Raw genomic sequence first — 26125 nt, 5'->3', positions numbered from 1 at the left:
TGCAATGACCACACCGAGCAACGGGACGAGCGAGCGGATCGCGAAGATCGAGCGCACCACCCGCGAGTCGTCGATCAGCGTAGAGATCAACCTCGACGGCACCGGCCAGACCAGTATCTCAACCGGTGTCGCATTTTACGACCACATGCTCACCGCATTCGGCCAGCACGGCAGTTTTGATCTGACCGTCCGCGCGGAGGGTGATGTCGAGATCGAGTCACATCACACCGTCGAAGATACCGCGATCGTGCTCGGCCAGGCGTTCGGCCAGGCGTTGGGTGATAAGCGCGGCATCCGCCGGTTTGCCGATGCCTGGATCCCGATGGACGAGACGCTGGCCCAAGCTGTCGTCGATGTGTCGGGGCGACCGTATTTCGTGCACGTCGGAGAACCCGACCACCTGCTGACGGCGGCAATCGGCGGCGGCACACCTGCCAACGGAAAGCCATCGGTGCCGTACAACACGGTGATCAATCGCCACGTCTTCGAGTCCTTCGCGCTCAACGCGCGAATCGCGTTGCACGTCCGCGTGCTCTACGGTCGCGATCAGCACCACATCACCGAGGCCGAGTACAAAGCGGTGGCGCGCGCGCTGCGCGCGGCGGTCGAGCCTGATCCGCGGGTGAGTGGCATCCCTTCGACGAAGGGAAGTCTGTGACGAAGAAGATCACGATTCTCGACTACGGCTCGGGCAATCTGCGTTCGGCGCAGCGTGCGCTCGAGCGGATCGGCGCCGACGTGACGGTGACTGCCGACCGTGATGCCGCGCTGAATGCGGACGGACTCGTCGTACCGGGCGTCGGCGCGTATGAGGCGTGTATGGCCGGGTTCACGCAGGTGCGCGGTGACCGCACCATCGGGCAACGGCTGGCCGGCGGACGCCCGGTGCTGGGCATCTGCGTCGGCATGCAGATCTTGTTCGAGCGGGGTGTCGAATTTGGCGTGGAAACCGAGGGCTGTGGCGAGTGGCCCGGCGAAGTGAGCCAGTTGCACGCACCGGTGTTGCCGCATATGGGCTGGAATACCGTTGAGGCGCCAGCAGATTCGGTTCTGTTCCAGGGATTCAACGCCGACGAACGCTTCTACTTCGTACATTCCTACGCCGCGCAGAGTTGGGCTTGGAAAGCCGAGGATTCGCGGCTTCCGCCGGCCAAGCTAACCTGGGCCACCCATGGCGACCGGTTCTTGGCAGCGGTTGAGAATGGACCGCTGTCGGCAACACAGTTTCACCCGGAGAAGTCCGGTGACGCGGGCGCGCAACTGCTACAAAATTGGCTGGAGGCGGTATGAATGGCGAAAGATAAACCGCCGCAACCATTTTCGTTTGTCCGGCTGGCGCTGCTGGCTCTGGGCGCCGGCGCGATCGTGCTGATTGTCTCCATCCCGATCATTCTGCTGCTGGCGCAATGGTCGGTTACCGCCGGACTGATCGCCGCCGTGGTCGCCATCATCGCGATCATCGCCGCGATCGGCTTTGTTTCGCAGCGCATCGTCGGCCAGGCCGAGGAGCAACTCAAAGATGAAATCGCACAACGAGAACAAGAGAGAAACAACAACGGTGGCTGAGAACACGACCGAAACATCCCGAGTGTCGAGAACCCTCGAACTGCTGCCGGCCGTCGACGTCGCGGATGGCCAGGCCGTGCGCCTCGTCCAGGGCGCTGCCGGTTCGGAGACGTCCTACGGTTCGCCGCGCGATGCCGCGCTGGCCTGGCAGAACGACGGCGCCGAGTGGATCCACCTGGTCGATCTGGACGCGGCCTTCGGTCGCGGCGACAATCGTGCCTTGCTCGCGAGTGTCGTGGAAGAACTCACGAGTGTGAAGATCGAACTTTCCGGCGGGATCCGTGACGATGACTCGCTGGCGGCCGCCCTGGCTACCGGCTGTACGCGGGTGAACCTCGGCACCGCCGCGTTGGAGAATCCCGACTGGTGTCGACACGCGATCGCCGAACACGGTGACCGGATCGCCGTCGGCCTCGACGTCATCCGTGTCGAGGGAAGCGATTCCTACCGACTGCGCGGACGCGGCTGGGTCACCGATGGCGGCGACCTCTGGGAAGTTCTCGAACGCCTCAACAACGACGGCTGCGCGCGCTACGTCGTCACCGACGTCTCCAAGGACGGCACGCTGGCCGGACCCAACCTCGAATTGCTCGAGCAGGTCGCCGCCGCGACGGATGCGCCGATCGTGGCATCCGGCGGCGTGTCTACCGTTGACGACCTTGTTGCCATCGCCGGACTGACCAGTGTCGGAGTCGAAGGTGCCATCGTCGGCAAGGCGTTGTACGCGGGACGTTTCACGTTGCCGCAGGCACTCGCCGCGGTCGCACAAGTGAGCGGCGACGAAACCGCGTGAATTTGGACCTACCCGAGTTGACGAGTACCGCGGTGTCGGTACTCGACTCCGTCGCGCACGTCTTCACCGAAGGACTAGGCGCGCCGAGCGCGGTTGCCAAGGGTCGCAACGACTTCGCCACCCAGATTGATCTCGATCTGGAACGTCTGATCAGTGATCGACTCGCGGATCGAACCGGACTCCCGGTTCACGGTGAAGAATTCGGGGGCCCGCCGGTCGACTCGTCGACGGTATGGGTTCTCGACCCCATCGATGGCACCTTCAACTACTCTGCTGGTCTGCCGCTGACCGGCATGCTGTTGTCGCTAGTCTCCGAGGGGCAACCCCTGATCGGGCTCACCTGGCTGCCGTTGCTCGACCGGCGTTATGCGGCATACGACGGGTCGCCGCTCTATTGCAATGGCCGGGAATTGCCACAGTTGCCGACTGACGAAGACCTGTCGTCGTCGGTGCTGGCCTACGGGGCCTTCAATGCCAAGGCAAAGGGGCGGTACTTCGGCGCGCGTCGTATCGACCTGCTCACTGAACTCAGTTCGCGAGTTTCACGCATCAGGATGCTCGGTAGCACCGGCGTCGATCTTGCATTTACCGCGGCTGGCGTTGTCGGCGGCGCGATCACCTTCGGTGGACACCCGTGGGATAACGCTGCGGGGGCATTGCTGGTGCGATCGGCCGGCGGCATCGTCTCCGATCTCGACGGCAACCCGTGGTCGGTAACCTCACCGTCGCTCGTCGCCGGTAGCCCCGGATTACACGCGCAGGTGCTGACGTTGATCGAAGAGTTCATCGCTGGCAACTGGAAGGAAGAAGAATGACCGGGAGGACTGTCGTATGACTGTCGCCATTCGTGTAATCCCTTGTCTCGACGTGGACAACGGGCGCGTCGTTAAGGGCATCAATTTCGAGAACCTCCGGGATGCTGGCGATCCCGTCGAACTGGCAGCACGCTACGACGCCGAAGGCGCCGACGAACTCACCTTCCTCGACGTCACCGCCTCAAGTTCGGGCCGCTCGACCATGCTCGACGTCGTCAAGCGCACTGCCGACCAGATCTTCATCCCGCTGACCGTCGGCGGTGGTATCCGCACAGTCGATGACGTCGACGTGATGCTGCGGGCCGGGGCCGACAAAGTCAGCGTCAACACCGCTGCTATCGCCCGTCCCGAAGTCCTCGCCGAGATGAGCAGACGCTTCGGTTCGCAGTGCATCGTCTTGTCGGTCGACGCTCGAACCGTGCCGGCGGGTTCCGCGCCGACGCCATCGGGCTGGGAAGTCACTACCCACGGCGGCCGCAACGGCACCGGCATCGATGCTGTCGAATGGGCGCGTCGCGGTCAGGAACTTGGCGTCGGCGAGATCTTGCTCAATTCGATGGACGCCGACGGCACCAAAGCCGGTTTCGATATCGCCATGCTTACCGCGGTACGCGCCGCGGTCGACGTACCGGTGATCGCCAGCGGAGGTGCGGGAAAAGTCGCCGACTTCCCGCGAGCGGTCGACGCCGGTGCCGACGCCGTGCTGGCCGCGTCGGTGTTCCACTTCGGTGAGCTGACCATCGGCGAGGTGAAGGCAGCGATGGCACAACACGGCATTGTGGTGAGAACGGCCAGGGCGAGCGAGGCTACGGAAAATATAGGAGCTGACGCGCAATGAATGACACCCTCGATCCGCAGATCGCCGGGCGACTCAAGCGCAACGATGTCGGGCTATTCGCGGCTGTCGCGCAGGAACGCGAAACGGGCATCGTGCTGATGCAGGCATGGATGGATGACACGGCTCTGGCGCGCACCTTGGCGACTGGCCGGGCCACGTATTACTCACGATCGCGTCAGGAGTACTGGGTTAAAGGCGAGACCAGCGGCCACGAACAGTATGTTCGCGAAGCGCGCCTGGACTGCGACGGCGATACGGTGTTGCTGATCGTCGATCAGATCGGTCCGGCGTGTCACACCGGAAACCACAGCTGTTTCGACACGGACGCATTGCCACTCAATCAGTTTGTGCCACAAGACAATGCCCCGGTAGCCGCACCGTCGGGCGAATAGGAGAACCCACATGCCCCTGATCCAGATCTCGCAGACGCCCGGTCTGTCCGATCGCGTGAAGCGTGAGACGATCGCGGCGGTGACCGAGGCATATGCCAAGGCCACCGGCAAGAATCCGGATTCGGTGTGGGTGACTATCACCGAAGTGCCGCGCTCGCAGTGGGGAGTCGGGGGAGAACCTCTCGGATGAGCGACGCAGCCACCACCACCCTCGAGACATTTCTCGACCTCGCCAAAGATCACCGCGTCGTCCCGGTTACCCGTAAGGTCCTCGCCGACTCCGAGACTCCATTGTCGGCGTACCGGAAGCTGGCGGGCGATCGGCCCGGCACCTTTCTGCTGGAGTCAGCTGAGAATGGGCGTTCGTGGTCGCGATGGTCCTTCATCGGTGCCGGGTCGCCGGCCGCGCTGACCGTCACCGACGGAGAGGCTAGCTGGTGGGGGCATACGCCCGCGGGTGCTCCGGTTGGCGGCGATCCGATTGCCGCACTTGCCAAGTCGCTCGAACTACTGGCCACCGATCGGCTGCCGGATATGCCGCCGCTGACCGGTGGATTTGTCGGCTTCATGGCCTACGACATGGTGCGTCGCCTCGAACGGTTACCCGAGAACACCATTGACGATCTGCATCTGCCGGATCTGTTCATGCTGTTGGCCACCGACCTCGCCGCCGTCGACCATCACGAGGGCACGATCACGCTGATCGCCAACGCGGTCAATTGGGATGGCAGCGACGAGCGCGCAGAGCAGGCGTACGCCGATGCGGTTGCCAGGCTGGACGCGATGACGACGGCCTTGCTCGCGCCGGCGTCGTCGACTGTCTCGACTTTCGATCGGCCCGCGCCCGACTACACCTCGCAGCGCACACTCGATGACTACCGCGAAATTGTCGGAAGCCTGGTCGGGGAGATCGAAGCGGGCGAGGCATTCCAGGTGGTTCCGTCGATGCGATTCGAAATGGACACCGACGCTGACCCGCTCGATGTCTATCGCGTTCTGCGAGCATCGAATCCGAGCCCCTACATGTACCTGCTGCGAGTACCGCAAACCGACGAGCGGCCCGCGTACACGATCGTCGGTTCCAGTCCGGAGGCGCTGGTCACGGTCAGCGATCGGGTCGCGACCACCCATCCGATCGCGGGGACTCGCTGGCGCGGTAAGACCGATGAGGAAGATCAGCTTCTCGGAAAAGGTCTGCTGGCAGACGAGAAGGAGAATTCCGAGCACCTGATGCTCGTCGACCTTGGGCGCAACGACCTTGGGCGTGTTTGCAAACCGGGAACGGTGACCGTCAGCGACTATCGGCATATCGAGCGGTATAGCCACGTGATGCACCTGGTGTCGACGGTGTCGGGGGAATTGCGCGAGGACAAGCAGGCACTCGACGCTGTTGCCGCCTGTTTCCCCGCCGGAACGCTGACCGGTGCGCCGAAGGTGCGCGCGATGGAATTGATCGATGACCACGAAATCACCAGACGGGGCCTCTACGGGGGGATCGTCGGCTATCTCGACTTCGCGGGTGATGCTGATACCGCGATCGCCATCCGCACCGCGTTGATGCGTGCAAGTGAGGACGACGGCCCAGCCAGGGCATTCGTTCAGGCCGGCGGTGGCGTCGTGGCCGACAGTGAGGCGGAATACGAGTTCAACGAGGCTCGTAACAAGGCGACGGCTGTTCTCAACGCGATTGCCGCGGCATCGACGATGCATAGGGTCGGCGAGTGAGCGAGACCGCGCCCACAGACGACAAGACGGTCGTCCGCCGCCGCCAAGCGGTAGCGGCGGTAGCGCTAATAGCCGGTGCAGCGACGCTGTGGGCCGCGTCGCGGATGGTCTGGGCGACGCTGACGGTTACCGACGATCTCTCGCCGGTTCGCGCGATGGATGTGCACGGTTCGGACTGGAGTCCGTGGCTGACGCCGCTGGCGCTGGTCCTGCTCGCCGCGATTGCTGCCGGGGCCGCATTGCGCGGCTGGGCACTTCGGTTGGTGGCAATTCTGGTGGCGCTTTGCGGGGTTCTCGCGGCATCGCCGGCGGTATCCATGCTGGTCGGCGGCGATCAGGACAGTTACGCCGCAAAAGCGATTGACCTAGCGCCGCAGTTCCGTCTGCTGCTGGTGAGCACCAACGGCTGGGCCGGAGTCGTCGTTCTGGTGGGAGCGGCATTGGCGGTGATCGGCGGTGTCCTGCTGCTGCGCGTGGCGAATGGCGAGCGGATGTCGTCCAAGTACGAATCGCCGGCCGCACGCCGTGCGGAGTTGGAGAAAAAAACCTTTCGGGAGTACCGCGAGCGACAGCAGGAGCAGCCATCCGATGCCGAGTCATCGGCACCGGAAAGCGAACGTTTGCTGTGGGACGCACTGGATACCGGGGTAGATCCAACCGCCGAAGACCAGGACTCAACCGACGGCAAATAGGTTGCCGTGACGCACAGTGGTGTAAGCCACGCCCCGACGAAATGACCCCGTGACGGCCGGTCTACCCTTGGGGAACCGGCAATACGACCGGTAGTCACCACCGGGCGTCGGAAGCAGCAGCGGGCGGCCCCACATAGATCCGTCAGAATCGACTTTCGGCGGATGAGCAGAAGGGGCGTCGCAGTGTCGAACACGCAGACGGTACTCGACTCGATCATCGAGGGAGTCAAAGCTGACGTGGCTGCACGCGAGGCTGTCGTCGACTACGAGACAGTCAAGGCGGCAGCGGCGAAGGCTCAGGCGCCACGCGATGCGATGGCAGCTCTACGTCAGCCTGGTATCGGGGTCATTGCCGAAGTCAAGCGTGCCAGTCCGTCCAAGGGCGAGTTGGCAAGTATTGGCGACCCGGCGCAATTGGCGAAAGCGTATGAGGCCGGCGGCGCGCGAATCATCAGCGTGCTGACCGAGGAGCGACGCTTCCGCGGTTCGCTCGCCGACCTCGACGCGGTGCGCGCCGCCGTCGATATTCCGGTGTTGCGCAAGGACTTCATCATCGGGCCGTACCAGATCCACGAGGCCCGCGCCCACGGTGCCGATGTCATCTTGCTCATCGTCGCGGCACTCGAACAGACCGTCCTCGAATCACTGCTCGACCGCACCGAATCACTCGGTATGACGCCACTGGTGGAAGTCCACACCGAAGAAGAAGCCGATCGTGCACTGGCTGCCGGTGCGAAAGTCGTCGGCGTGAACGCGCGAAATCTCAAGACACTCACCGTCGATCGTGACTCCTTCGGGCGGATTGCCCCCGGGCTGCCGACCGAGGTTATCCGGATCGCCGAGTCGGGTGTGCGTGGCACCGCTGACCTGCTCGCTTACGCCGGTGCTGGCGCCGATGCCGTCCTAGTCGGCGAAGGGCTCGTCACAAGTGGCGACCCACGTGCCGCGGTGTCGGAGTTGGTGACTGCCGGGACGCACCCGTCGTGCCCCAAACCCGTTCGCTGACAACATAATTGGACACATGAGTACTGACTCCTCTTCCGTGAACTATCCGCCGGCCAGTGTTGGACTGACCACCCGTACCTCCCTGGAAGCCGACGAAGGCGGCCACTTCGGAGTCTATGGCGGCAGACATGTGCCAGAGGCGTTGATGGCAGTCATCGACGAGGTCGCCACCACCTATGAGAAGGTGCGGTCCGACACCGACTACCTGACTGAACTCGATCGCCTGCAGCGCGACTACACCGGGCGTCCCTCACCACTCTACGAGGCGAAGCGACTTTCCGAATTCGCCGGTGGCGCAAGGATTTTCCTCAAGCGTGAAGATCTGAATCATACCGGTTCGCATAAGATCAACAATGTGCTCGGCCAGGCGCTCCTCGCCGTCCGAATGGGCAAGCCGCGCATTATTGCTGAAACCGGAGCGGGTCAGCATGGTGTGGCTACGGCGACCGCCTGTGCGCTGCTCGGTCTTGAATGTGTCATCTACATGGGGCGCGTCGATACCGATCGCCAAGCACTCAATGTCGCTCGGATGCGCCTTCTCGGTGCGACGGTGATCGCCGTCGACAACGGCTCGGCCACACTCAAAGACGCGATCAACGAGGCCATGCGTGACTGGGTTACCAACGCGCACAACACTTATTACTGTTTCGGCACTGCCGCGGGACCACATCCGTTCCCGACGATGGTGCGTGATCTGCAACGCGTAGTTGGACTGGAGGCTCGCGCTCAGATTCAAGAGCAGGTCGGCCGGTTACCCGATGCCGTAGTGGCCTGTGTCGGTGGTGGATCCAATGCGATCGGCATCTTCCACCCGTTCATCGACGACGCGTCGGTGAAGTTGGTGGGCTACGAAGCGGCCGGCGACGGTGTCGAAACCGGCCGTCACGCGGCAACCTTCACTGGCGGCACGCCGGGTGCGTTCCAGGGTGCCTACTCGTATCTGTTGCAGGACGAAGACGGCCAAACCATCGAAAGTCATTCCATCTCAGCAGGTTTGGACTATCCCGGCGTTGGTCCCGAGCACGCCTACCTCAAAGACACCGGCCGCGCCGACTACCGCCCGATCACCGATACCGAAGCGATGGACGCGTTGCGTCTGCTCAGTCGCCGGGAGGGAATCATTCCCGCGATCGAATCGGCGCATGCGGTCGCGGGCGCGTTGAAACTGGGGCAGGAGTTGGGCGAAGACGCGATCATCGTGGTCAGCCTGTCTGGTCGAGGGGATAAGGACGTCGACGCTGCCGGACGCTGGTTCGGACTATTCGATCGTCCGCAATCGGAAAGCGAAGACAAATGACCGTCAAAACCGCACCGTCGAAGCTCGGATCGGTTTTCGCGCAGTGCCGCAGCGAGGACCGTAGTGCCCTCATCGGCTATCTCCCGGTCGGGTATCCGACGGTGCGGGACTCGGTCGAGTCGTTTCGGGCGATGGTCGAATCTGGTTGTGACATAGTCGAAGTCGGCGTTCCGTATTCCGATCCGGTGATGGACGGCCCGACGATCCAGGATGCCGCCGACGAAGCGCTCCGCAATGGTGTGCGCGTACGTGATGTGTTCACCGCCGTCGAGGCAGTCGCCTCGGCCGGCGGACAGGCGGTTGTGATGAGTTACTGGAATCCGGTACTCGCGTACGGCGTCGACAACTTTGCCCGCGATCTGGCTGCCGCCGGCGGAGCCGGACTGATCACGCCCAACCTCATTCCCGAGGAAGGCGCCGCATGGCATGAGGCGTCGGACGCGCATGGACTGGACCGCATCTATTTGGTCGCACCGTCGTCGACGACCGAACGGCTCGCGCTGACGGTCGACTCCTGCCGTGGATTCGTATACGCGGCATCGACTATGGGGGTTACCGGCGCGCGTAACGCGGTGTCGAATGCGGCACCCGAACTGTGTGCGCGTGTTCGCGAGTACTCCGACATCCCGATCGGCGTCGGCCTAGGGGTCCGAGACGGCCGTCAGGCCGCGGAGATCGCGCAGTACGCCGACGGTGTGATCGTCGGATCGGCGCTCGTCAGCGCTGCGGCGGCGGGCCTCGACGAACTGTCCGGTCTGGTCAGCGAACTCGCCGAAGGTGTGCGCAAAGAGTACTGAACACCCAACACGCGACCCGCTCGCGCGGTTGCCGGTAGCGGCCACGTTAGGGTTGCATTCGTGACCACCACGACGGTTCTCGCCTATATTCCGAGTCCACCGCAGGGCGTTTGGCATCTTGGCCCCCTCCCGATCCGGGCCTACGCGCTCTTCATAATCCTCGGCATCATCGTCGGCTGTTGGTGGGGTTCGCGCCGTTGGCGTGCACGCGGCGGACAGGAGGGCGAGGTACTCGACGTCGCCGTGTGGGCGGTGCCGTTCGGTCTGATCGGTGGTCGGATCTATCACGTCATGACCGACTGGTCGACGTACTTCGGGTCCACTGCCGAAAAGACACCTATTGACGCGCTGAAGGTATGGGAGGGCGGACTCGGTATCTGGGGCGCAGTCGCGTTCGGAGCACTGGGTGCGTGGTTGGGCTGCCGTCGCCACGGAATCAAACTGGGTCCGTTCGGTGATGCCATCGCTCCGGCGATTCTGCTGGCACAGGCTATCGGCCGGATCGGCAACTATTTCAACCAAGAGCTCTTCGGTGGGACGACCTCACTTCCGTGGGGATTGGAAATATTCGACCGCCGCAACTCTTTTGGGCAGATCGGGCCCAACGTCATCGACGGCGTATCTACCGGTCAAGTGAATAGCGGACTGCTACCGGCAGTGCATCCGACGTTCCTCTACGAATTGCTGTGGAATGTGTTCGTCGTTCTAGTACTGATCTGCCTGGATCGATATCTGCGCATCGGGCACGGACGGCTCTTCGCGCTCTACGTGGCCGGATACTGCCTGGGGCGCTTCGGAATTGAGTTGATGCGCACCGACCACGCCACCGAAATTCTCGGTATTCGGATCAACGTATTCACCGCGGCGATAGTATTCGCCTGTGCGGCAGCCTACTTCGTGTTGGCGCCGAAGGGGCGCGAACTTGGGTTGACGATGTATCGACCGTGGCGGGCCGAGGAGCTCGAACACGCCGGTGTTGTCGGCTACGTTGATCCGTTCGACAGTGATGACGATTATGACGACTTCGAAAATGATGCCGCAGCGCAGCCCGTAAAGGCTGATGGTTTCGTTGGCGTACCGACAACGCGGCTGACAGAGGTTGAGGATGCCGATGCGGGTGCGGTCGGCGCGCCGGATGCAGCGGCGCCGTCGGATGAGGCGGCGTCAGAAGACGGCGACGCTGAGGACGCAGACTCTTCCGATGCCGATCACACAGACCCTGTCGAGACCGGGGACAGCGACTCGTCAGAGGGGGATGCGACTGACGACGATACAACTGAATCCGACGACGCTGATTCCGGGAATACTGAATCCGCGGCCGCAGACGGCTCAGCGGATGACGATCTCGCAGTCGCCGCCATCGTGACTGGTGCCACCGCCGATGACGATGATGACGACCGTATCGTTTCGGCAAGCCGTGAGATCGCCGCATCGGCGGCGACGATCTTCGAGTTGATCGCCGATCCCGCTCAGCAACCGCGCTGGGACGGCAACGGAAATCTCGCGCAGGCCGCCCAGGGACAGCGAGTACATCGGGTCGGCGACACCTTCGACACGACGATCACCCGAGGCCAGGTGCGGCGGAACCACATCGTCGAGTTCGAGGAGGGCAGACTGATCGCTTGGTTGCCGTCCGAACCCGGCTCTACCCCGCCCGGACATCTATGGCGGTGGGAACTGGCCGTCACTGACGACGAGAATACGACGGTCACACACACCTATGACTGGACCCGGCTCGATGATCCCAAGCGGCTAGAGCGTGCTCGGTGGACGACGTCGGACAAGTTGCGGGCGTCGATCGATCGCCTCGCCGAGGTCGTTGCGGGCGAGCGGGTCGTGGATTCGGAGTCTGCGGCCGATGCCGACGAGCCCGAACCGGCCGAGTCGGCGTCGACTGACGGCGATGACCAGACCGCCGAGACGCCGAATGTCACACCCAATATCGTCAAACGCGTCGATGCCCAACCGAAGGATTCTTCATCCGAATCAGGCGATTCCCCGAGCGTCACGTAACAGCACATGACGTGGAAGTGACAACTGGTGCTCCGGCTGCACGTGAGTGGTGTGCACCCGACTAAGCTCGCCTAGGTGACTCGTCGAACAAAGATTGTATGCACCCTTGGCCCTGCCACTTCGACTGATGAACGAGTGCGCGAGCTCGTCGACGCTGGAATGAATGTCGCCCGGTTGAACTTCAGTCACGGTGAACACGAGGATCACGCCGAGATGTACGGGCGTGTGCGTCGGGCGAGTGATGCGACCGGGAAAGCCGTCGGCATTCTCGCCGACCTGCAAGGTCCCAAGATTCGTCTCGGCCGGTTCGCGCAGGATCGGACCGTGTGGGAGAACGGTGAGGAAGTCCGCATCACCGTCGAAGATGTTGCGGGTACCCACGATCGGGTGTCGACCACCTACAAAGAACTGGCGCGGGACGCGAAGGCCGGGGACCGACTGCTCGTCGACGACGGCAAAGTCGGCCTGACCGTGACGGCAGTCGACGGTGACGACGTCGTCTGCGTTGTCACCGAAGGTGGCCCGGTAAGCAACAACAAAGGCATCTCGCTACCCGGTATGAATGTGTCGGTGCCGGCGATGTCAGAGAAGGATCTCGCCGACCTCGAATTCGCGCTGAGTCTGGGCGTCGACCTGATCGCCTTGTCGTTCGTGCGCAGTCCAGCTGACATCGAACTTGTTCACGAAGTGATGGATCGTGTCGGGCGTCGAGTGCCGGTGATCGCGAAACTCGAGAAGCCTGAAGCCATCGACAATCTGGAAGCGATCGTGCTGGCTTTCGACGCGATCATGGTCGCCCGCGGCGACCTCGGTGTGGAACTGCCGCTCGAAGAGGTGCCGTTGGTGCAGAAGCGGGCCATTCAGATGGCGCGTGAAAACGCGCGACCGGTGATCGTGGCGACGCAGATGCTTGAGTCGATGATCGAGAACTCGCGGCCGACGCGAGCCGAGGCATCCGACGTCGCCAACGCCGTCCTCGACGGTGCCGACGCGGTGATGCTGTCCGGTGAGACGTCAGTCGGCAAATTCCCGATTGAAGCGGTCGCGACGATGGACCGGATCGCGAAGACTGTGGAGAGCGGATCACGTGAAGTGCCGCCACTCGACCATGTTCCGCGTACCAAGCGGGGCGTCATCTCGTTCGCGGCCCGGGAGATCGGGGAGCGGCTCGACGTGAAAGCCCTCGTCGCGTTCACACAGTCGGGTGACACCGTTCGTCGATTGGCGCGGCTGCATTCGCGACTGCCGCTGTTGGCGTTCACACCCATCCAGGAAGTGCGCAGTCAGCTCTCATTGAGTTGGGGGACTGAGACTTTCATCGTCGACAAGGTGACCGATACCGATCAGATGATTGATCAGGTGGACCATCAGCTCTTGGATATCGGACGGCTGGAGGTCGGCGACACGGTCGTGATCGTGGCTGGCGCGCCGCCCGCGACCGTCGGCTCGACCAACCTGATTCACATCCACAAGATCGGCGAGCAGGACCACTGAAGGTTGTAGCGAGGCCCGGCGGTCGGGTGGTCAACTTTGGCTGGCCGAGTTCCCGGCGAGGCGCTAGCCGAGGCGGGTGTATCGAGACTGCCCTGCCCGCCATCCGAACCGGGTGCACAGAGACCACCGGAGCGTCACTACTGTGGTTGGCGTGACTGATACGCGAACCGAATCAGAGGACCTCGGGAAATTGCTCGCACTGCTCGACGTCGAGCAGGTCGATGAGAACGAGTTCGTTGGCCAGCATCCGGAACAGGTGACCGCGCGGACCTTTGGCGGTCAACTCCTGGGCCAGGGTGTCGTCGCCGCATCGCGCACCCTGACCCGAGGCAACCCGCCGGTTCACGCGCTGCACGCGCATTTCATTCGCGGTGGCGATGTGAAGCAGCCGATGACCTACCGGGTCGACCGTTTCCGCGACGGCAAGTCATTTGCCAACCGCCAGGTGACGGCGGTGCAGGGTGGCGAGGAGATCTTCACCATGCTGGTTGCTTTCCAGGACAACTCGGCGGGTCTGGATCACGCCGTTGAGATCCCTGAGGTCCCCTACCCGGAGGAGTTGCCGCCGCTGGGGGAGCATTTTAAGGGCTTCGAGGATCGGGTGGCCGCATTCGTAAATGCGTTGCATCCCATCGATATTCGCTTCGCCAACGACCCCAGCTGGAAGATGCGTGAGGCCGGCGAAACCCTGACAAGCAACCGTGTCTGGATGAAGGCAGACGGGACGATGCCCGATGATCCGAGTCTGCACGTCGGCGCGATGTGTTATGCCTCGGATACCACCGTGCTCGACTCGATCATCACCACGCACGGCTTGTCGTGGGGGATCGACCGACTATTCGCGGCCACCGTGAATCACTCGATGTGGTTCCACCGCGAATTCCGGTTCGACGAGTGGATGCTCTACGCGACCGAGTCGCCCACGGCTGCCGGTTCCCGCGGCATCGGGTCGGGGCGGTTCTTTAACCGCGACGGTTCACTGGCGACATCAGTCGTGCAGGAGGCGTTGATCAAATACTTCCCGCCGAAGAAGAAGGACTGAGATGGATTCCGACCGACCTGACGAGAAGCCACAAGCGGACGACACCGGCACCGAGAGCGTTGACCGACCCGAGTCCGAGGTCGAATCTGGTGCGGCACAACAGCCCGCCCCCTGGGAACGTGCCCAGACTGATGACCCGGAACAGGTCGCCCAACCGGAGCAGTCCCCGACGTCGGGCGACCCGTGGGCGACGCCGTCTGCATATCCGCACGGCCAGTATGGGACGGGGTTTCAGTCCCCGCAGGTGCCGCAAAACCCAAGTGCGCCGCAGTATTTCGGCGATCCCCAGGCAAGCGATCCCCAGGCAAGCGATCCCCAGGCAAGCGATCCCCAGGCAAGCGATCCCCAGTATGGCGCCGTTCCTCAAGGCGGCGGCGAGCAGTACGGCTACCCCCAATACGGCGCACCTCAACATGGCTACCCCCAATACGGCAGCTCCCAATACGGTGCACCTCAGTACGGTAGTCCTCAGTACGGTGAAGCCCAGCACGTCGGCGCACCGCAGTATGGAGCGGCTCAGCCTTACGGCGTCCTTCCGCCAACTCCGCCTGCGCCAGCGCAGATGTGGCTGCCGTCAGGTGCAAACCTGACGCAGAGTACGTGGCGAAAGCGATGGAGAATACCCGTCATCGTGGGAAGCTCCATCGTCGGAGTGGTGATGGCCGTGGTAGCCGTGATCGCTATCTTGGCCGGTTCGATCAACGGTTCGGTGTTCACCGGCAAGGGGATTGTGGTCGTCGCGTGCCAGTCCGATTCGCTTCTGCAAGCGATGATCAAGCCCGGCACCGTCGTCGAAATCTGGGCTCAGGACGGAACGCGTGAAGGGGAGACGCGACTCGGACCCAAGAAGGCGGAGACCTCCGATGATGGGCGACGCGTCTGCTATATGACTTTCGAGGTCGATGACGTGCGGGCGGATCAGGCCGGCTATGACATCCGTGTCGGGCCGTATACCCAATTCGTCACGGCTCAGGCTCTCAAGTCCAGAGATGGCGTGGTGTTACGCCCGTTCTGACCTCGTCAGAACTGTCGCTGAACGTATTCCGGCACCGACCTCGTCAAACCGGCCAGCCGCGCGATCGATGAATTCTTGCCGCGAAGTAGCTGCATCTGCAGAAACTGCTCGATCGGGAAGTTCCACAGTGAGCTGCGCTCCCAAGTGCGTTCGAAGAGTGCTTTCGCTGAGGCGACAGCGTCGGGTGAGCGTTGGGAGATCTGGGCGATGAGGGCATCGGCCGCCGTGTGCGGGTTGTCGGCCACCTCGGTGACGAGTCCGATCTGCTTCGCATAGGAGGCATCGAAGATCTCGGCGGTCATGGTGAGCTTCTTCGCGACGTCGATGCCGATCAATTGCGACAGGCTCGCGGAGGCCGACATGTCGGGGATGAGTCCCCACTTGGCCTCCATGATGGAGAAGTCGGCGTCGGCCGAGACGATGCGGAAGTCCGCGCCGAGCGCGATTTGCAGCCCACCACCGAAACAGTGGCCGGTTACCACCGCGATGACTGGAACTGGAACAGAGCGCCACACCCAGGCAGGATTCTGAAATCCGTTCGCGGTGCCCGAGAACAGTCGTGGGACAAAGGTTCTCAGGACACGGCCAACCTGTTTGGTGGTACTGCCGAAGTCGAGGCCAGCACTGAAGCTGTCACCGGCGCCGTAAAGCAGGACGCCCCGCAGGGACCTGTCCTTCGCCGCGCGGCGCGCGCAACGACCGAGCTCGTCGAGCATGTCGAGAGTCAGCGCGTTCAGTTTGTCGGGACGATTGAGCACCACGTGCGCGACGTCGCCGACGACGTTATAGGTCACCAGATCGGACATAGTTATCGAGGCTACCCGGTGGGCCAGGTCACGCTCGGTTAGACTGCTGCGATTGCAACCGTCGGCGAGTGGAGATAGTGCGTGGAAACCAGTATCAACTGGGGTGACGAGATCTGGGTGTCCTTGAAGTGGCTCGCGATTGTTGTTGCGATTTGCCTCGTCGGTCTGCTGGTCATCGGCTACCTTGTCGCTCGGTTCACCGTGTGGGGCAAGCAGTTCTGGCGGATAGGTGGTGGGTTTTTCACCGATCCGGCGACACGGATCTCCGCGTGGGGCCTGGTGTTTGCCCTGACCTTCCTCGCAGTTCTCGGAGTGAGACTCACAGTCCTACTCTCCTATTGGAGCAACGACCTTTACACCTCGTTGCAGTATGGCGCGCAGGCCCTATCGCAAAATGACGGCGGTGCGCTAGACGAGGCGAAGTCATCATTCTGGAAGGCCATTTGGCTGTTCGTCGTGCTTGCCAGCATGCATGTGGTGCGGACCCTTATCGAGATCTATGTGGGCAGCGCCTTCGAGATCAGGTTCCGGACATGGATGACCGAGCATGTCACCGCTGATTGGCTGGGCGAGCGCGCGTTCTATCGCAACCGTTTCGTCGGGCAGGCGCACGGTGGCGGCGACGCACTCTTGCAGGCAGGGGTAGACAACCCAGATCAGCGTGTGCAGGAAGACATCCAAGTGGTTGCGTCGGAGTCACGGACAATGATGTTCAGTGCGAACGGTTCGTCGAGCAATGGCGTGATTCCCGCAACGGTCAGCATCGTTTCCTTTACGAAGATCCTGTGGGATCTGTCCGGGCCGATGGATATCTTTGGTACGGAAGTGCCGCGAGCAATGGTCTTTCTGGTCATGACGTTCGTCCTGATTGCCACCGTCGTGGCGTTCTGGATTGGTCGTCCGCTCATCCACCTGACCTTCTTGCAAGAGCGACTTGCGGCAAACTTCCGCTACGCGCTTATCCGCGTCCGTGATGGCGCCGAGAATATTGCATTTTACCGTGGTGAGGGTGTCGAGCATTCGGGCCTGCTCAGTCGATTCGGTCAGATCGTCAATAACTTCTGGCGAATCGTCTTCCGGACTTTGAAATTCACCTCGTGGAACTTTTCGATCACCCAGGCCTCTGTGGTCGTCCCGCTGGTCGCGCAAGCGCCCCGATTCTTCGCGGGTCAGATTCAGCTCGGCGATATGACCCAAACAGCTTCGGCATTTGGCGAACTACACGACTCGCTCTCCTTCTTCAGGAATGCTTACGTCACGTTCACCGGCTACCGAGCGTCGCTCATCCGTCTCGACGGCCTTGAAGACGCCAATGTGCGGTCACGTTCACTTCCCGCGATGCTGACAAAGGATGTTCCAGCTGATTCGCCGGACACGGTTGGGCTGGACAACGTCGAGATCGCGGTTCCCGATGGACGCAAGCTCGTCGACGACTTGACTCTCGGCCTCGGTGTCGGCGACGCCCTTGTCATCAAAGGGCAATCAGGTTCGGGCAAAACAACGCTGCTTCGTGGTCTCGCCGGGCTGTGGCCGTTCATCGATGGCGAATTCATCCGGCCGGCAGGCAATGCCACCCTATTTTTGTCTCAGGTGCCCTACATACCGCTCGGTGATCTGCGGACGGCGGTCGCCTATCCGGCTGAGCCGCAGACATTCACCGACGATTAACTCAAGGCAACTCTTGAGCGAGTTATGTTGGGCCACTTGACCGAACGCCTCGACGAGGAAGAGGACTGGTCGAAGGTATTGTCGCCGGGAGAGCAGCAGCGTATCGCCTTCGCCCGGGTGTTGTTGACCAAGCCGCGCGCCGTGTTCATGGACGAGGCGACGTCGGCGGTCGACGAGGGCCTCGAGTACACCCTGTATTCGCTCCTTCGTACTGAACTGCCCGATATGGTGATCGTTTCGGTGAGTCATCGCAGCACCACCGACCAGCATCACACCAAGTTGCTGCAGTTGATTGGTGACGGCGAGTGGACGTTGACGGACTTGGAGCGACCGTCGCCGACGAAGGGGTAGCGGCCCCGCCGTCCGGGACTTCGTCCGCATACTGTTGCCGCCCGCTGCGAAAATCGTCCGAATAGTGCCTTGGGAAGGGCATATTGCCCTTCCCAAGGCACTATTCGGACGAATTTCCTGGAAAGGTTCACGGTCGAAGGTGGCGCACGCACCTATCGGATGTGCGCCAGACCGACCCGTATCCGCCGCAGCTGGTACCGCGACGCGGACAGCCGGGGCTTGACCAGGGGCAGCCCCGTTTGGTTGGCGATTTCCTCGACCACTTCGTCGACGGTGCGGTCGTCGGTTCCGATCGGGACATCAAATCGTTTGTCGGACAACGCAGTCGTGCAGCGATCGATCTGTTGCATCGCCCACGTCTCGTCATGGCCGAACAGCTTTCCGACGCCGTAACCGAGCCGAAGGCGCAGTCGCTTTCGCAGCGTGCGTGCAGACGCGATTAGCGCGAAATGCCTCACTTCGACGCCGGCGTCGGACAGGCCCTCCATTACCTCGTCGAAGTAGTCGGGCTCGACCAGAGTCATCGGCACAATGACCGGTCCGTCATGGGTGGCGACGGCGTCGGCCAGCGTGGCGATCACTGCCGACCGCCACTGAGGGCGGTCTTGAAAGTCGTCGCGGGCGGATTCGGGCAGCATGCGATGGATGCCGAAACCGACTAGTTCGGGGTCCGAGACGAATGAGTTCAATAGGCGTCGGTGCAGTTCGAAGGCGGTTTGCGTCTTTCCCGCGCCGAATGCGCCGTTGATCCACAGCAATGGGTACGACTTGTTTGCGTCGGACATGACACCCCAGGATAGCGACGCGGCAGAAGTCGTTAGCAGTGATAAACGGCAATTCAGACATCGCGGACGCTGCAATCTCGCTACTGTGGCGTGCAACATACCCGATCGACGCCTCGAGGTTCACTTAATGTCTGATACACCGATCACGTTCTCGCATGAAAGCGGCGCGCAAGTTTCGACGCTGCCCGAAGCCTTCCAGCAAACAGTCAAGATCAGGCCCGACGCCGTGGCGTTGCGCACCGTAGGTGGAACGACGAGCATCACCTGGTCGCAATACGCGCGGCGCGTCCGTACCATCGCCTCGGGCCTAGCCAATCTCGGTGTGCGACAAGGTGATCGGGTTGGCATCATGCTGACCAACCGGCCCGAGTTTCATCTCGTCGATACCGCATGTCTGCATTTGGGCGCAGTGCCGTTTTCGATCTACAACACCAGCTCACCCGATCAAGTCGGGTACCTATTCGGCAACGCGGGAAACACTGTCGTGGTGACCGAGCAGGTCTTCGTCCCGGTCATCGCCGCAGCGACTTCCGACGTGAAAACTGTTGTGGTGGTGGATGGTTCACCAGATGGTGCCGTCTCGTTGGCCGACGTCGAGGATAGTCCCGCCGCTGACTTCGACTTCGACGCCGTGTGGCATGCGGTGCAGCCGACGGACCTGGCAACGCTCATATATACGTCGGGCACAACCGGTCCGCCGAAGGGCGTCGAGATTTCACACCGCAACATCATCGCCGAATTGACGGCACTTGCCGAGCATGTCGATGTCGGCTTCGACGACCGGATCGTGTCGTATCTACCGGCCGCCCACATCGCCGACCGCGTGTCGGCGCACGCGGCCAATCTCGTTCGCGGGATTCAGATTACGACGGTTCCCGACCCGCGCGAGATCGCCGCTGCGCTTCCCGACGTGCACCCGACCTTCTTCTTCGGCGTGCCCCGCGTGTGGCAGAAGATCAAAGCGGGCATCGAGGCAAAGCTCGCCGAGGAGTCCAGCCCGGTGAAGGCAAAACTGGGGGCTTGGGCGTTGCGGACTGGCGCGGCTGCCGCCAAGGCGCAATTGGCTGGCCGTAAACCTGGCGCCGCTGACGCGTTGCAGCACGCCGTCGCGGACAAACTCGTGCTGTCGAAAGTGCGCGGCGCGATCGGGATGGATCAAGTCACCTTCGCTGCGTCAGGCGCGGCGGCAATCCCTCCGGAAGTTCTGGAATTCTTTCTCGGCCTCGGGATTCCGGTATTGGAGGTATGGGGCATGTCCGAGACGACTGGTGTCTCGACGATGACGACCGCGGAGAACCTGAAGATCGGTACCGTTGGCAAACCGGTCCACGGTGTCGAGGTGAAGATCGCCGAGGACGGCGAACTGTTGATCCGCGGCCCGGTGGTGATGGAGGGCTACCGCGGCCAGCCGGAAAAGACGGCGGAGACGATCGACGCTGACGGCTGGCTTGCCACCGGCGACATCGCCGAGGTGGACGCCGACGGCAACGTGACCATCGTCGATCGCAAGAAAGAACTCATCATTTCCGAGTCGGGAAAGAATATGTCGCCGACCAATATTGAGAATGCGATGAAAGCGGCGTCATCGCTGATCGGTCAGGTCGTCGCCATCGGTGACGCGAAGCCGTATGTGTCCGCGCTGGTTGTTCTCGACCCTGACGCCGCCACCGCACGCGCACACCTGCACAAACTCGGTGATGAGGATATCGCGACCGTGTCGAGTCACTCGGCAGTGATCGAAGAGGTGACGGCGGCAATCCGACAGGGTAATGGCAAGTTGTCCCGCGTCGAACAGATCAAGCGATTCGCGATCGTGCCGGCTGCGTGGGATCCAGGCGGTGACGAGCTGACACCGACGATGAAGTTGCGGCGCAAGCCAATTGCCGATAAGTACGCAGAGCGGATCGATGCGCTGTACTCAGGTGCGACGTCGTCGGGCGTTGTCGATTTGGGCTAGCAGGCGTCAGACGGAAACCGGTCCCCGTGAGTGCTGCACATGCCCGGAGCGCATCTGCGCGCCTCAGGGGGATCGCCTTTCCCGAACAACTGCCACGGCCCAGACCAGCATCCACACCGACATCGCGCCGACCTGAATGCGCTGGGCCAACCCCAACCGATAGTCGCCGGTGAGGTTGTCCGCGATGAGCATCCACGCGGTGGACACCACGATCACTCCGAAAATCGTTGTCCCGGCGACTCGTAACAATCGCCATCGATCGCCGGCGAAGGAGGCGAGGCTCGCGGCAATGATCGCCGTGAACAGACTGATGACGGCAACCGAACTCGTCAGCGCATGAACATGGTGCAACTGTGGAAAGATGCCGCTGGGCTCCCACGGACAGTCGGCGTCGACACCGGGAATGCATTCGATCGGCATCAACGCATCGGCCAGCGTCGCCGCGCCGAAGCAACCGAAAGCGATGATTGCGATGAGCGACCGATAGCCCCGTACGGCCGGCGTTGGCAATGATAAGACGAGCATCGCGACCATCGCGGCGACGGCGGTGATGATATCTCCGGCGACGTAGACCTGGCGGTGTGGCCGGCCAGCGGCGTCGAGTTCACTGAGGAATGTGCGCATCGGGTCGAGTCCACCGGCCCAGAGGTGTTCCAGGGTCCACGATGAATAGCACAGTCCCGCTACGCCTATCGCGATTGCCGCGATCCACAGTCGGGCGGAATATCGCCTCGGTGAGTCGATCGACGCCGGCTCAGTACTCGTGGATTGCACTAATCCAGAGTAGACGTGCCGACCTGCGATTCCGGCACCGTGGGTGTGCGGTTACGGCACCCAGTTGAACTCGTCCGGATTTGGTCCGCGACGTCGGTCAGCGTTGAGAGCCTCGATCGCCGAGACTTGATCATCGGAGAGCTCGAAGTCGAACAGTTCGAGGTTTTCGGCGATGCGTGAGCGGGTGACCGATTTGGGGAAGACGATATCGCCGCGCTGAATATGCCAGCGGAGGACAACCTGCGCGACCGAACGGCCGAGACCGGCGGCGATGGGAGCCAGCGCCGGGTCGTCGAGTACATCTCCCTGGGCGATCGGTGACCATGCCTCGGTGACGATCTGATGGTCGGAGTTGAACTGGCGCAACGGATTCTGGGAGAGATACGGGTGTACCTCGATTTGGTTGACGACCGGTACGACGTCGGTTTCGGCCAGCAGCCGCTCCAGGTGAGGCTGGTGGAAGTTGGAGACACCGATCGAGCGGAACTTGCCGTCCCGATAGGCCTCCTCAAGGATGCGCCAGGTGGCGACGTAGTCGCCGACCTCGGGAAGCGGCCAGTGGATGAGGTAGAGGTCGACGGCGCCGATGTCGAGTGCGTCGACGGTGCGCTGGGCTGCGGCAGCGGTATCAGCCTCGGGAGCGTGCGCGTTGTTGTTGAGTTTGCTGGTCACGAAGATCTCGTCGCGCGGGATGCCCGATTCGCGAACCGCCTGGCCGACTTCGGCTTCGTTTCCGTACATCTGCGCGGTGTCGATGTGGCGGTAGCCGAGTTCGAGTGCGGTCAACGTCGCGGCCTTGGTCTCGTCAGCGGGAATCTGGAAGACACCGAAGCCGAGCTGCGGAATGGTGATGCCGTTGTTAAGGCTGATGGACGGGATCGAATTCTGTGTTGAAGCCATAGTTGATTCAATGAGCCTCGACGCCGGAGTTATTCCGGCACGGGGATTACATGTGATGCTGATTTCAACCCGACCGCTACGGGCGAAGGCGTCTCGTGTGCGGTTTGCGAGGAATGGGCGATATACCTATCTCGGCCCGGTGCCTCGTCAATAGCTGGTCGACAGGTATTCCCACTCGTATTCGTTTGTCGCCTCTTCGCCTTGGTAGGTGCAGATCAACGTGCGGCGCCCGACGGCGACCTGGTCATTCAGCTCGTCAGCCGTGCACGGCTCGCCTTCAGCGGCGTAACCCGAGGACTGGGCGGTCGACGACGGTGCACTGGTCACCGTGACAGTCGACGGTGTCTCGGTAACCGTTTCGGTCGCGATGCTGGTGGTGGTCACGGTGGCCGTCGGGGTCGCGACGCTCGGAGAATCGTTCTTGCTACTCCACATGAGATAAGCGAGAAACGCGATCGCGCACGTGCACAACGTGATGATGACCGCGATAACCGTGGTCGGAGCCTGGGAGCGCATCTCAGCATTATGTCCGGTCGCGCCCCGATTCATCAGGGGTAGAGACCAGAGATGGCCCGCATCACAGTCGACGGTGGTTATGCGTGCTGCTGCAACCAATCGATAAGCGGTGTGGCCTCTCGCCAATGGGTGCGAATTCGATTCACCAATTTCGGCGTGTGCACGATTTCGTCGAATCCGTAATCGCGGGAAACACTCAGCGACTTATGTCGGAGCAATTCGATGCGCGGGTGCTCGATATCCCATCCTCGTGGTGCGGTCTTCAGTGTGGTGCCGCCGACCTCCCAACCGGATCGGGTCAGTGTGGCGATGGCTTTCTCCAATTCCGGACCGTGCCGCTTATGGTCAATCGCTGCGCGGATGGCGGCGAGACGTTCGGCATCAGCGTCATAGAAGCCGACCGCGACGGTGAAGCCGGGCGCTGCGATTTGCACGTAATAGCCGGTGGCCGGACCAACCGGGATAAATGCCCCCTGGTGAGTTTTATAAGGCGTCTTGTCTTTGGAGAATCGGACATCGCGGTGCGGGCGGAATATCTTGACCGATCCGAACTCGTCGGCCAGTTCGTCGGTGAGTGCAGTCATCGGCTCCACGACCGCACTGCGGTAGATGTCCTTATGTGCCTCCCAGAAGACTTTGCTGTTGTCGTTTTCGAGGTCGTCGTAAAAGTCGAACGCCGCTTCGGGAAAACCGGAGAAGGTCATGGTGCTCCTGTCGGGAAGTTGTACGTATGTCATTGACAGTCGGTCATAGGGGTCAATGCTGGCACGAGGCGGATCTGTCACCTGATGCCACCCAGTTGTTCATATTGCTCACTAGAACGGTTCACGACTCTCTGGCAGGTTCCGTGCGGTGAAGGTCATCGGAAATTCCTTGAAAGCAGTTGCGGCTGCCATGATCGTCGCCGGTGGGCTGTTGGTCCCTGGACAGGCGTTGGCGGCTCCGTCGGCATGTGCGTTCGCGCCGACGTCGGCGCCGACGAGCGCCGGGTACAGCGCATCGCAGAAGGCATCGCCGTTTGCGACGAAGGCCCCGGCCGACCATATTGGCGTACTTGACGGTTTCAGCCAGATCTCCGATGTCGTTCGTCAACAGAACCTCGCGAACGCGGTCGCGATCAACGTGACGTCGGCGCCGACGGTCGCGCAGTACGCGGTGAATGACAACTATGACATCGAAGGGCCCGCGATATTCAACGCGCTCGGCTCGAAGCTGTCGCCAGCCTTCTACGCAGCCTTGCGCGCTGGCCAATTGCCCAAGACCGCAGCTCTGTTGCTCGGCGAGGACGCGCTCGTCGGGGAGCGGGTTGGCACGGCGAAGGAGAAGAAGTACTTCCACAATCTGCGTCCGTTTGAGGTTGCGCCGCAATTGATTCGGCACTACGGCGATGGTCGTGCGGATCTGTACGAAGCGGTACGGGGCACTGGCTCCTATCCGTCGGGTCATACCACCTGGGGTTTCACCCAAGCGTTCCTGATCGCGTCGATGCTGCCGGAAGTCGGTCCGCAGCTACTTGCCCGCGGTGCCGAATACGGCTATCACCGCGTTGTGCTCGGCGTGCACTATCCACTCGACGTCATCGGTGGACGAATGCAAGCTGAATCTACTGTGGCGCAGGTGCTTTCCGATCCCAACTTCGCCGGCCTGCTGGGCGAGGCGAAGACGGAACTTCGTGCGGTGCTCACCGCGCGGACGGGTGCGCCACTGGCGCGTGTCGTCGCCTGTCAGTCGCCGTATCAGTCGACCGGGGATGCGTTGAAGACTTACCGCGAGCGGGCCACGTATTCATTTGTCGCACAGGGCAACACATCCCGCGCGCTGACAGTGCCGGCCGGCGCGGAGAATCTCATCCGTGCTGCGCATCCGAATTTGTCGACCACGCAGTTGCGTCAGCTACTGGCGCGGACTGCCCTTCCAGCCGGGTATCCGCTCGATAAGACGGGGCGCGATGGCGGTTGGCAGCGTCTCGATATCGCGAAGGCATGGCTGGCGCGCTGAGCTAGCCTTACGATGTCGCCGGGATCCGTTGTTCGAAGGTGTTGCTGTCCAACGCATCTCGGGCCCGCGCGCTAGCCAGGGAGCGAAGTCGCAGCAGTTCTGCCTTGTCGTGGGCGATTGATCCACGATCCTGGGCGTAGGCGAGCGTGTGGTCTCGCATCCACGCGACCTGTGCTGGGCTCAGGATGTCGTTGGCATAGCTGAGCCCGACGGCGACCGCGCCGGGGATTAGCGCGCGCAACTCCTTCGGGCGGAAGGCCCAGCCAAGTGGGCACGTCGACACCCCCTGGTTCTTCGATAAGAATTGTTGCATCAGCAGGACGATGAAATCTTGCTGGTCGAGAATGCCGCGGCGTCTGGCGCCACCTTCGAAAACTGTTATATGCCAGCAGTCTTCCGCAGCTGAGTATGCGGAAATTCGAGAAGTGCCATCGACACTCCAGCGCCCCCTGGTGTTCTTCGACATTGACATACCCGCAGCGACGAGGGCGGGTGCAAGAGTATGGACAGTCCACGGTGCCGGAAGATTTGTCACGAATGCGGATGCGAGTTCGGCCGCAGTCAATTCGATCTGACGGTCAGTTGGCCCACACCGGCGTAGCCCGCTGCGCACGATCTCGGTGACAGCGAGCTCAGTTGGTGAGGGCTCACCATGACTGCCAGCTCCCAACTGGCGGCGCAGCCGCCGAAGGAAGGTGCGGTATTCGCCGCGGCTCTGGAATGGCGGCAGTGCAATGTCCTCGACCAATTCCTGGTGCCATTCAATAGGGATGCGGTCGAGGTAGCGCAGCCGGAATGCGAGTTGGCCGGTACTCGTTGATTTGCGATCGGTCATGAAGGGTTGGACGCGAGCCGGCGTCGAACGGTTCCATTCCCGGTTCACAGC

General features: G+C 62.2%; 26 protein-coding genes and 1 pseudogene. 20 read left to right on the top strand and 7 right to left on the bottom strand.

The genetic code is table 11. The annotated features are described in order from the left end of the window. Positions 1 to 4 precede the first annotated feature (4 nt). From hisB to AAFP29_RS18295, 17 genes are all read left to right on the top strand, one after another. Positions 5 to 658 (top strand): imidazoleglycerol-phosphate dehydratase HisB, encoded by a 654-nt coding sequence (gene hisB / locus AAFP29_RS18375; protein WP_419218857.1) that lies wholly within the window; start codon positions 5 to 7, stop codon positions 656 to 658. Beyond that, positions 655 to 1290 carry an imidazole glycerol phosphate synthase subunit HisH gene (gene hisH / locus AAFP29_RS18370; protein ID WP_419218856.1) on the top strand — a complete coding sequence of 212 codons (636 nt, stop codon included), beginning with the start codon at positions 655 to 657 and terminating at the stop codon, positions 1288 to 1290. Before hisB ends, hisH begins: the two co-directional genes overlap by 4 nt. After that, positions 1291 to 1566, top strand: coding sequence for a hypothetical protein (locus AAFP29_RS18365; RefSeq protein ID WP_419218855.1), 276 nt, complete (start codon positions 1291 to 1293; stop codon positions 1564 to 1566). Between the two features lie 22 nt (positions 1567 to 1588). Beyond that, positions 1589 to 2359 carry a bifunctional 1-(5-phosphoribosyl)-5-((5-phosphoribosylamino)methylideneamino)imidazole-4-carboxamide isomerase/phosphoribosylanthranilate isomerase PriA gene (gene priA / locus AAFP29_RS18360; RefSeq protein WP_419219395.1) on the top strand — a complete coding sequence of 257 codons (771 nt, stop codon included), beginning with the start codon at positions 1589 to 1591 and terminating at the stop codon, positions 2357 to 2359. Beyond that, positions 2356 to 3174, top strand: coding sequence for an inositol monophosphatase family protein (locus AAFP29_RS18355; RefSeq protein WP_419218854.1), 819 nt, complete (start codon positions 2356 to 2358; stop codon positions 3172 to 3174). The genes priA and AAFP29_RS18355 overlap by 4 nt, the downstream gene beginning before the upstream one ends. 16 nt (positions 3175 to 3190) lie before the next feature. Continuing rightward, complete coding sequence (gene hisF, locus AAFP29_RS18350) at positions 3191 to 4012, top strand: imidazole glycerol phosphate synthase subunit HisF (protein ID WP_419218853.1); 822 nt, start codon at positions 3191 to 3193, stop codon at positions 4010 to 4012. Next, positions 4009 to 4404 (top strand): phosphoribosyl-AMP cyclohydrolase, encoded by a 396-nt coding sequence (hisI, locus tag AAFP29_RS18345; RefSeq protein WP_419218852.1) that lies wholly within the window; start codon positions 4009 to 4011, stop codon positions 4402 to 4404. Before hisF ends, hisI begins: the two co-directional genes overlap by 4 nt. A 10-nt stretch (positions 4405 to 4414) precedes the next feature. Next, positions 4415 to 4594, top strand: coding sequence for a tautomerase family protein (locus AAFP29_RS18340; RefSeq protein ID WP_005179191.1), 180 nt, complete (start codon positions 4415 to 4417; stop codon positions 4592 to 4594). Further along, positions 4591 to 6129, top strand: a complete 1539-nt coding sequence (locus tag AAFP29_RS18335) for an anthranilate synthase component I (RefSeq protein ID WP_419218851.1) — start codon at positions 4591 to 4593, stop codon at positions 6127 to 6129. The genes AAFP29_RS18340 and AAFP29_RS18335 overlap by 4 nt, the downstream gene beginning before the upstream one ends. Beyond that, on the top strand, positions 6126 to 6821 hold the full coding sequence (locus AAFP29_RS18330; protein ID WP_419218850.1) for a TIGR02234 family membrane protein: 696 nt from the start codon (positions 6126 to 6128) through the stop codon (positions 6819 to 6821). The genes AAFP29_RS18335 and AAFP29_RS18330 overlap by 4 nt, the downstream gene beginning before the upstream one ends. A gap of 183 nt (positions 6822 to 7004) precedes the next feature. Then, positions 7005 to 7826, top strand: coding sequence for an indole-3-glycerol phosphate synthase TrpC (gene trpC, locus AAFP29_RS18325; protein ID WP_419218849.1), 822 nt, complete (start codon positions 7005 to 7007; stop codon positions 7824 to 7826). Between the two features lie 16 nt (positions 7827 to 7842). Then, positions 7843 to 9123 (top strand): tryptophan synthase subunit beta, encoded by a 1281-nt coding sequence (gene trpB, locus AAFP29_RS18320; protein WP_419218848.1) that lies wholly within the window; start codon positions 7843 to 7845, stop codon positions 9121 to 9123. Then, complete coding sequence (trpA, locus tag AAFP29_RS18315; RefSeq protein ID WP_419218847.1) at positions 9120 to 9920, top strand: tryptophan synthase subunit alpha; 801 nt, start codon at positions 9120 to 9122, stop codon at positions 9918 to 9920. The genes trpB and trpA overlap by 4 nt, the downstream gene beginning before the upstream one ends. A 60-nt stretch (positions 9921 to 9980) precedes the next feature. Further along, positions 9981 to 11933: a prolipoprotein diacylglyceryl transferase gene (gene lgt, locus AAFP29_RS18310; protein WP_419218846.1), complete on the top strand. Its 1953-nt coding sequence runs from the start codon at positions 9981 to 9983 to the stop codon at positions 11931 to 11933. Positions 11934 to 12008: 75 nt separating this feature from the next. Then, positions 12009 to 13427 (top strand): pyruvate kinase, encoded by a 1419-nt coding sequence (gene pyk, locus AAFP29_RS18305; RefSeq protein WP_419218845.1) that lies wholly within the window; start codon positions 12009 to 12011, stop codon positions 13425 to 13427. Positions 13428 to 13569: 142 nt separating this feature from the next. Next, positions 13570 to 14469 carry an acyl-CoA thioesterase gene (locus AAFP29_RS18300; protein ID WP_419218844.1) on the top strand — a complete coding sequence of 300 codons (900 nt, stop codon included), beginning with the start codon at positions 13570 to 13572 and terminating at the stop codon, positions 14467 to 14469. Between the two features lies 1 nt (position 14470). Continuing rightward, positions 14471 to 15484, top strand: a complete 1014-nt coding sequence (locus AAFP29_RS18295) for a hypothetical protein (protein WP_419218843.1) — start codon at positions 14471 to 14473, stop codon at positions 15482 to 15484. 5 nt (positions 15485 to 15489) lie between these two features. On the opposite strand, the gene AAFP29_RS18290 is transcribed toward AAFP29_RS18295, so the two are convergent. Beyond that, positions 15490 to 16290, bottom strand: coding sequence for a crotonase/enoyl-CoA hydratase family protein (locus AAFP29_RS18290; protein WP_419218842.1), 801 nt, complete (start codon positions 16288 to 16290; stop codon positions 15490 to 15492). Between the two features lie 81 nt (positions 16291 to 16371). Here AAFP29_RS18290 and AAFP29_RS18285 point away from each other — a divergent pair. After that, positions 16372 to 18309 (top strand): annotated as a pseudogene (locus tag AAFP29_RS18285) (ABC transporter ATP-binding protein/permease). A gap of 152 nt (positions 18310 to 18461) precedes the next feature. Here AAFP29_RS18285 and AAFP29_RS18280 read toward each other — a convergent pair. Further along, on the bottom strand, positions 18462 to 19094 hold the full coding sequence (locus tag AAFP29_RS18280) for an AAA family ATPase (RefSeq protein ID WP_419218841.1): 633 nt from the start codon (positions 19092 to 19094) through the stop codon (positions 18462 to 18464). 127 nt (positions 19095 to 19221) lie between these two features. On the opposite strand from AAFP29_RS18280, the gene AAFP29_RS18275 reads away from it, so the two are divergent. Further along, the gene (locus tag AAFP29_RS18275; protein ID WP_419218840.1) at positions 19222 to 21051 is read left to right on the top strand and encodes an AMP-dependent synthetase/ligase; all 1830 of its coding nucleotides are present in this window, start codon (positions 19222 to 19224) and stop codon (positions 21049 to 21051) included. A gap of 63 nt (positions 21052 to 21114) precedes the next feature. On the opposite strand, the gene AAFP29_RS18270 is transcribed toward AAFP29_RS18275, so the two are convergent. From AAFP29_RS18270 to AAFP29_RS18255, 4 genes are all read right to left on the bottom strand, one after another. Continuing rightward, positions 21115 to 21825 carry a DUF998 domain-containing protein gene (locus AAFP29_RS18270; protein WP_419218839.1) on the bottom strand — a complete coding sequence of 237 codons (711 nt, stop codon included), beginning with the start codon at positions 21823 to 21825 and terminating at the stop codon, positions 21115 to 21117. 51 nt (positions 21826 to 21876) lie between these two features. After that, positions 21877 to 22725: an aldo/keto reductase gene (locus AAFP29_RS18265; RefSeq protein WP_419218838.1), complete on the bottom strand. Its 849-nt coding sequence runs from the start codon at positions 22723 to 22725 to the stop codon at positions 21877 to 21879. Positions 22726 to 22872: 147 nt separating this feature from the next. After that, positions 22873 to 23241, bottom strand: a complete 369-nt coding sequence (locus AAFP29_RS18260; protein WP_419218837.1) for a hypothetical protein — start codon at positions 23239 to 23241, stop codon at positions 22873 to 22875. Positions 23242 to 23318: 77 nt separating this feature from the next. Continuing rightward, positions 23319 to 23945 (bottom strand): DUF2461 domain-containing protein, encoded by a 627-nt coding sequence (locus tag AAFP29_RS18255; RefSeq protein ID WP_419218836.1) that lies wholly within the window; start codon positions 23943 to 23945, stop codon positions 23319 to 23321. Between the two features lie 148 nt (positions 23946 to 24093). On the opposite strand from AAFP29_RS18255, the gene AAFP29_RS18250 reads away from it, so the two are divergent. Further along, the gene (locus AAFP29_RS18250; RefSeq protein WP_419218835.1) at positions 24094 to 25239 is read left to right on the top strand and encodes an acid phosphatase; all 1146 of its coding nucleotides are present in this window, start codon (positions 24094 to 24096) and stop codon (positions 25237 to 25239) included. A gap of 7 nt (positions 25240 to 25246) precedes the next feature. On the opposite strand, the gene AAFP29_RS18245 is transcribed toward AAFP29_RS18250, so the two are convergent. After that, on the bottom strand, positions 25247 to 26074 hold the full coding sequence (locus AAFP29_RS18245; RefSeq protein WP_419218834.1) for a hypothetical protein: 828 nt from the start codon (positions 26072 to 26074) through the stop codon (positions 25247 to 25249). Between the last annotated feature and the right edge of the window lie 51 nt (positions 26075 to 26125).

This window comes from Gordonia sp. CPCC 205333, from assembly GCF_048537885.1.
Taxonomy (GTDB): domain Bacteria; phylum Actinomycetota; class Actinomycetes; order Mycobacteriales; family Mycobacteriaceae; genus Gordonia.
This window is presented reverse-complemented; position numbering and strand designations above follow the sequence as displayed.

Excerpts from the sequence above, each read along its gene's own strand:
- hisB (WP_419218857.1), top strand. The coding sequence starts at position 5 with ATGACCACACCGAGCAACGGGACGAGCGAGCGGATCGCGAAGATCGAG.
- AAFP29_RS18365 (WP_419218855.1), top strand. The coding sequence starts at position 1,291 with ATGGCGAAAGATAAACCGCCGCAACCATTTTCGTTTGTCCGGCTGGCG.
- hisF (WP_419218853.1), top strand. The coding sequence starts at position 3,191 with ATGACTGTCGCCATTCGTGTAATCCCTTGTCTCGACGTGGACAACGGG.
- hisI (WP_419218852.1), top strand. The coding sequence starts at position 4,009 with ATGAATGACACCCTCGATCCGCAGATCGCCGGGCGACTCAAGCGCAAC.
- AAFP29_RS18340 (WP_005179191.1), top strand. The coding sequence starts at position 4,415 with ATGCCCCTGATCCAGATCTCGCAGACGCCCGGTCTGTCCGATCGCGTG.
- AAFP29_RS18335 (WP_419218851.1), top strand. The coding sequence starts at position 4,591 with ATGAGCGACGCAGCCACCACCACCCTCGAGACATTTCTCGACCTCGCC.
- trpB (WP_419218848.1), top strand. The coding sequence starts at position 7,843 with ATGAGTACTGACTCCTCTTCCGTGAACTATCCGCCGGCCAGTGTTGGA.
- trpA (WP_419218847.1), top strand. The coding sequence starts at position 9,120 with ATGACCGTCAAAACCGCACCGTCGAAGCTCGGATCGGTTTTCGCGCAG.
- AAFP29_RS18295 (WP_419218843.1), top strand. The coding sequence starts at position 14,471 with ATGGATTCCGACCGACCTGACGAGAAGCCACAAGCGGACGACACCGGC.
- AAFP29_RS18290 (WP_419218842.1), bottom strand. The coding sequence starts at position 16,290 with ATGTCCGATCTGGTGACCTATAACGTCGTCGGCGACGTCGCGCACGTG.
- AAFP29_RS18280 (WP_419218841.1), bottom strand. The coding sequence starts at position 19,094 with ATGTCCGACGCAAACAAGTCGTACCCATTGCTGTGGATCAACGGCGCA.
- AAFP29_RS18275 (WP_419218840.1), top strand. The coding sequence starts at position 19,222 with ATGTCTGATACACCGATCACGTTCTCGCATGAAAGCGGCGCGCAAGTT.
- AAFP29_RS18265 (WP_419218838.1), bottom strand. The coding sequence starts at position 22,725 with ATGGCTTCAACACAGAATTCGATCCCGTCCATCAGCCTTAACAACGGC.
- AAFP29_RS18260 (WP_419218837.1), bottom strand. The coding sequence starts at position 23,241 with ATGCGCTCCCAGGCTCCGACCACGGTTATCGCGGTCATCATCACGTTG.
- AAFP29_RS18255 (WP_419218836.1), bottom strand. The coding sequence starts at position 23,945 with ATGACCTTCTCCGGTTTTCCCGAAGCGGCGTTCGACTTTTACGACGAC.
- AAFP29_RS18245 (WP_419218834.1), bottom strand. The coding sequence starts at position 26,074 with ATGACCGATCGCAAATCAACGAGTACCGGCCAACTCGCATTCCGGCTG.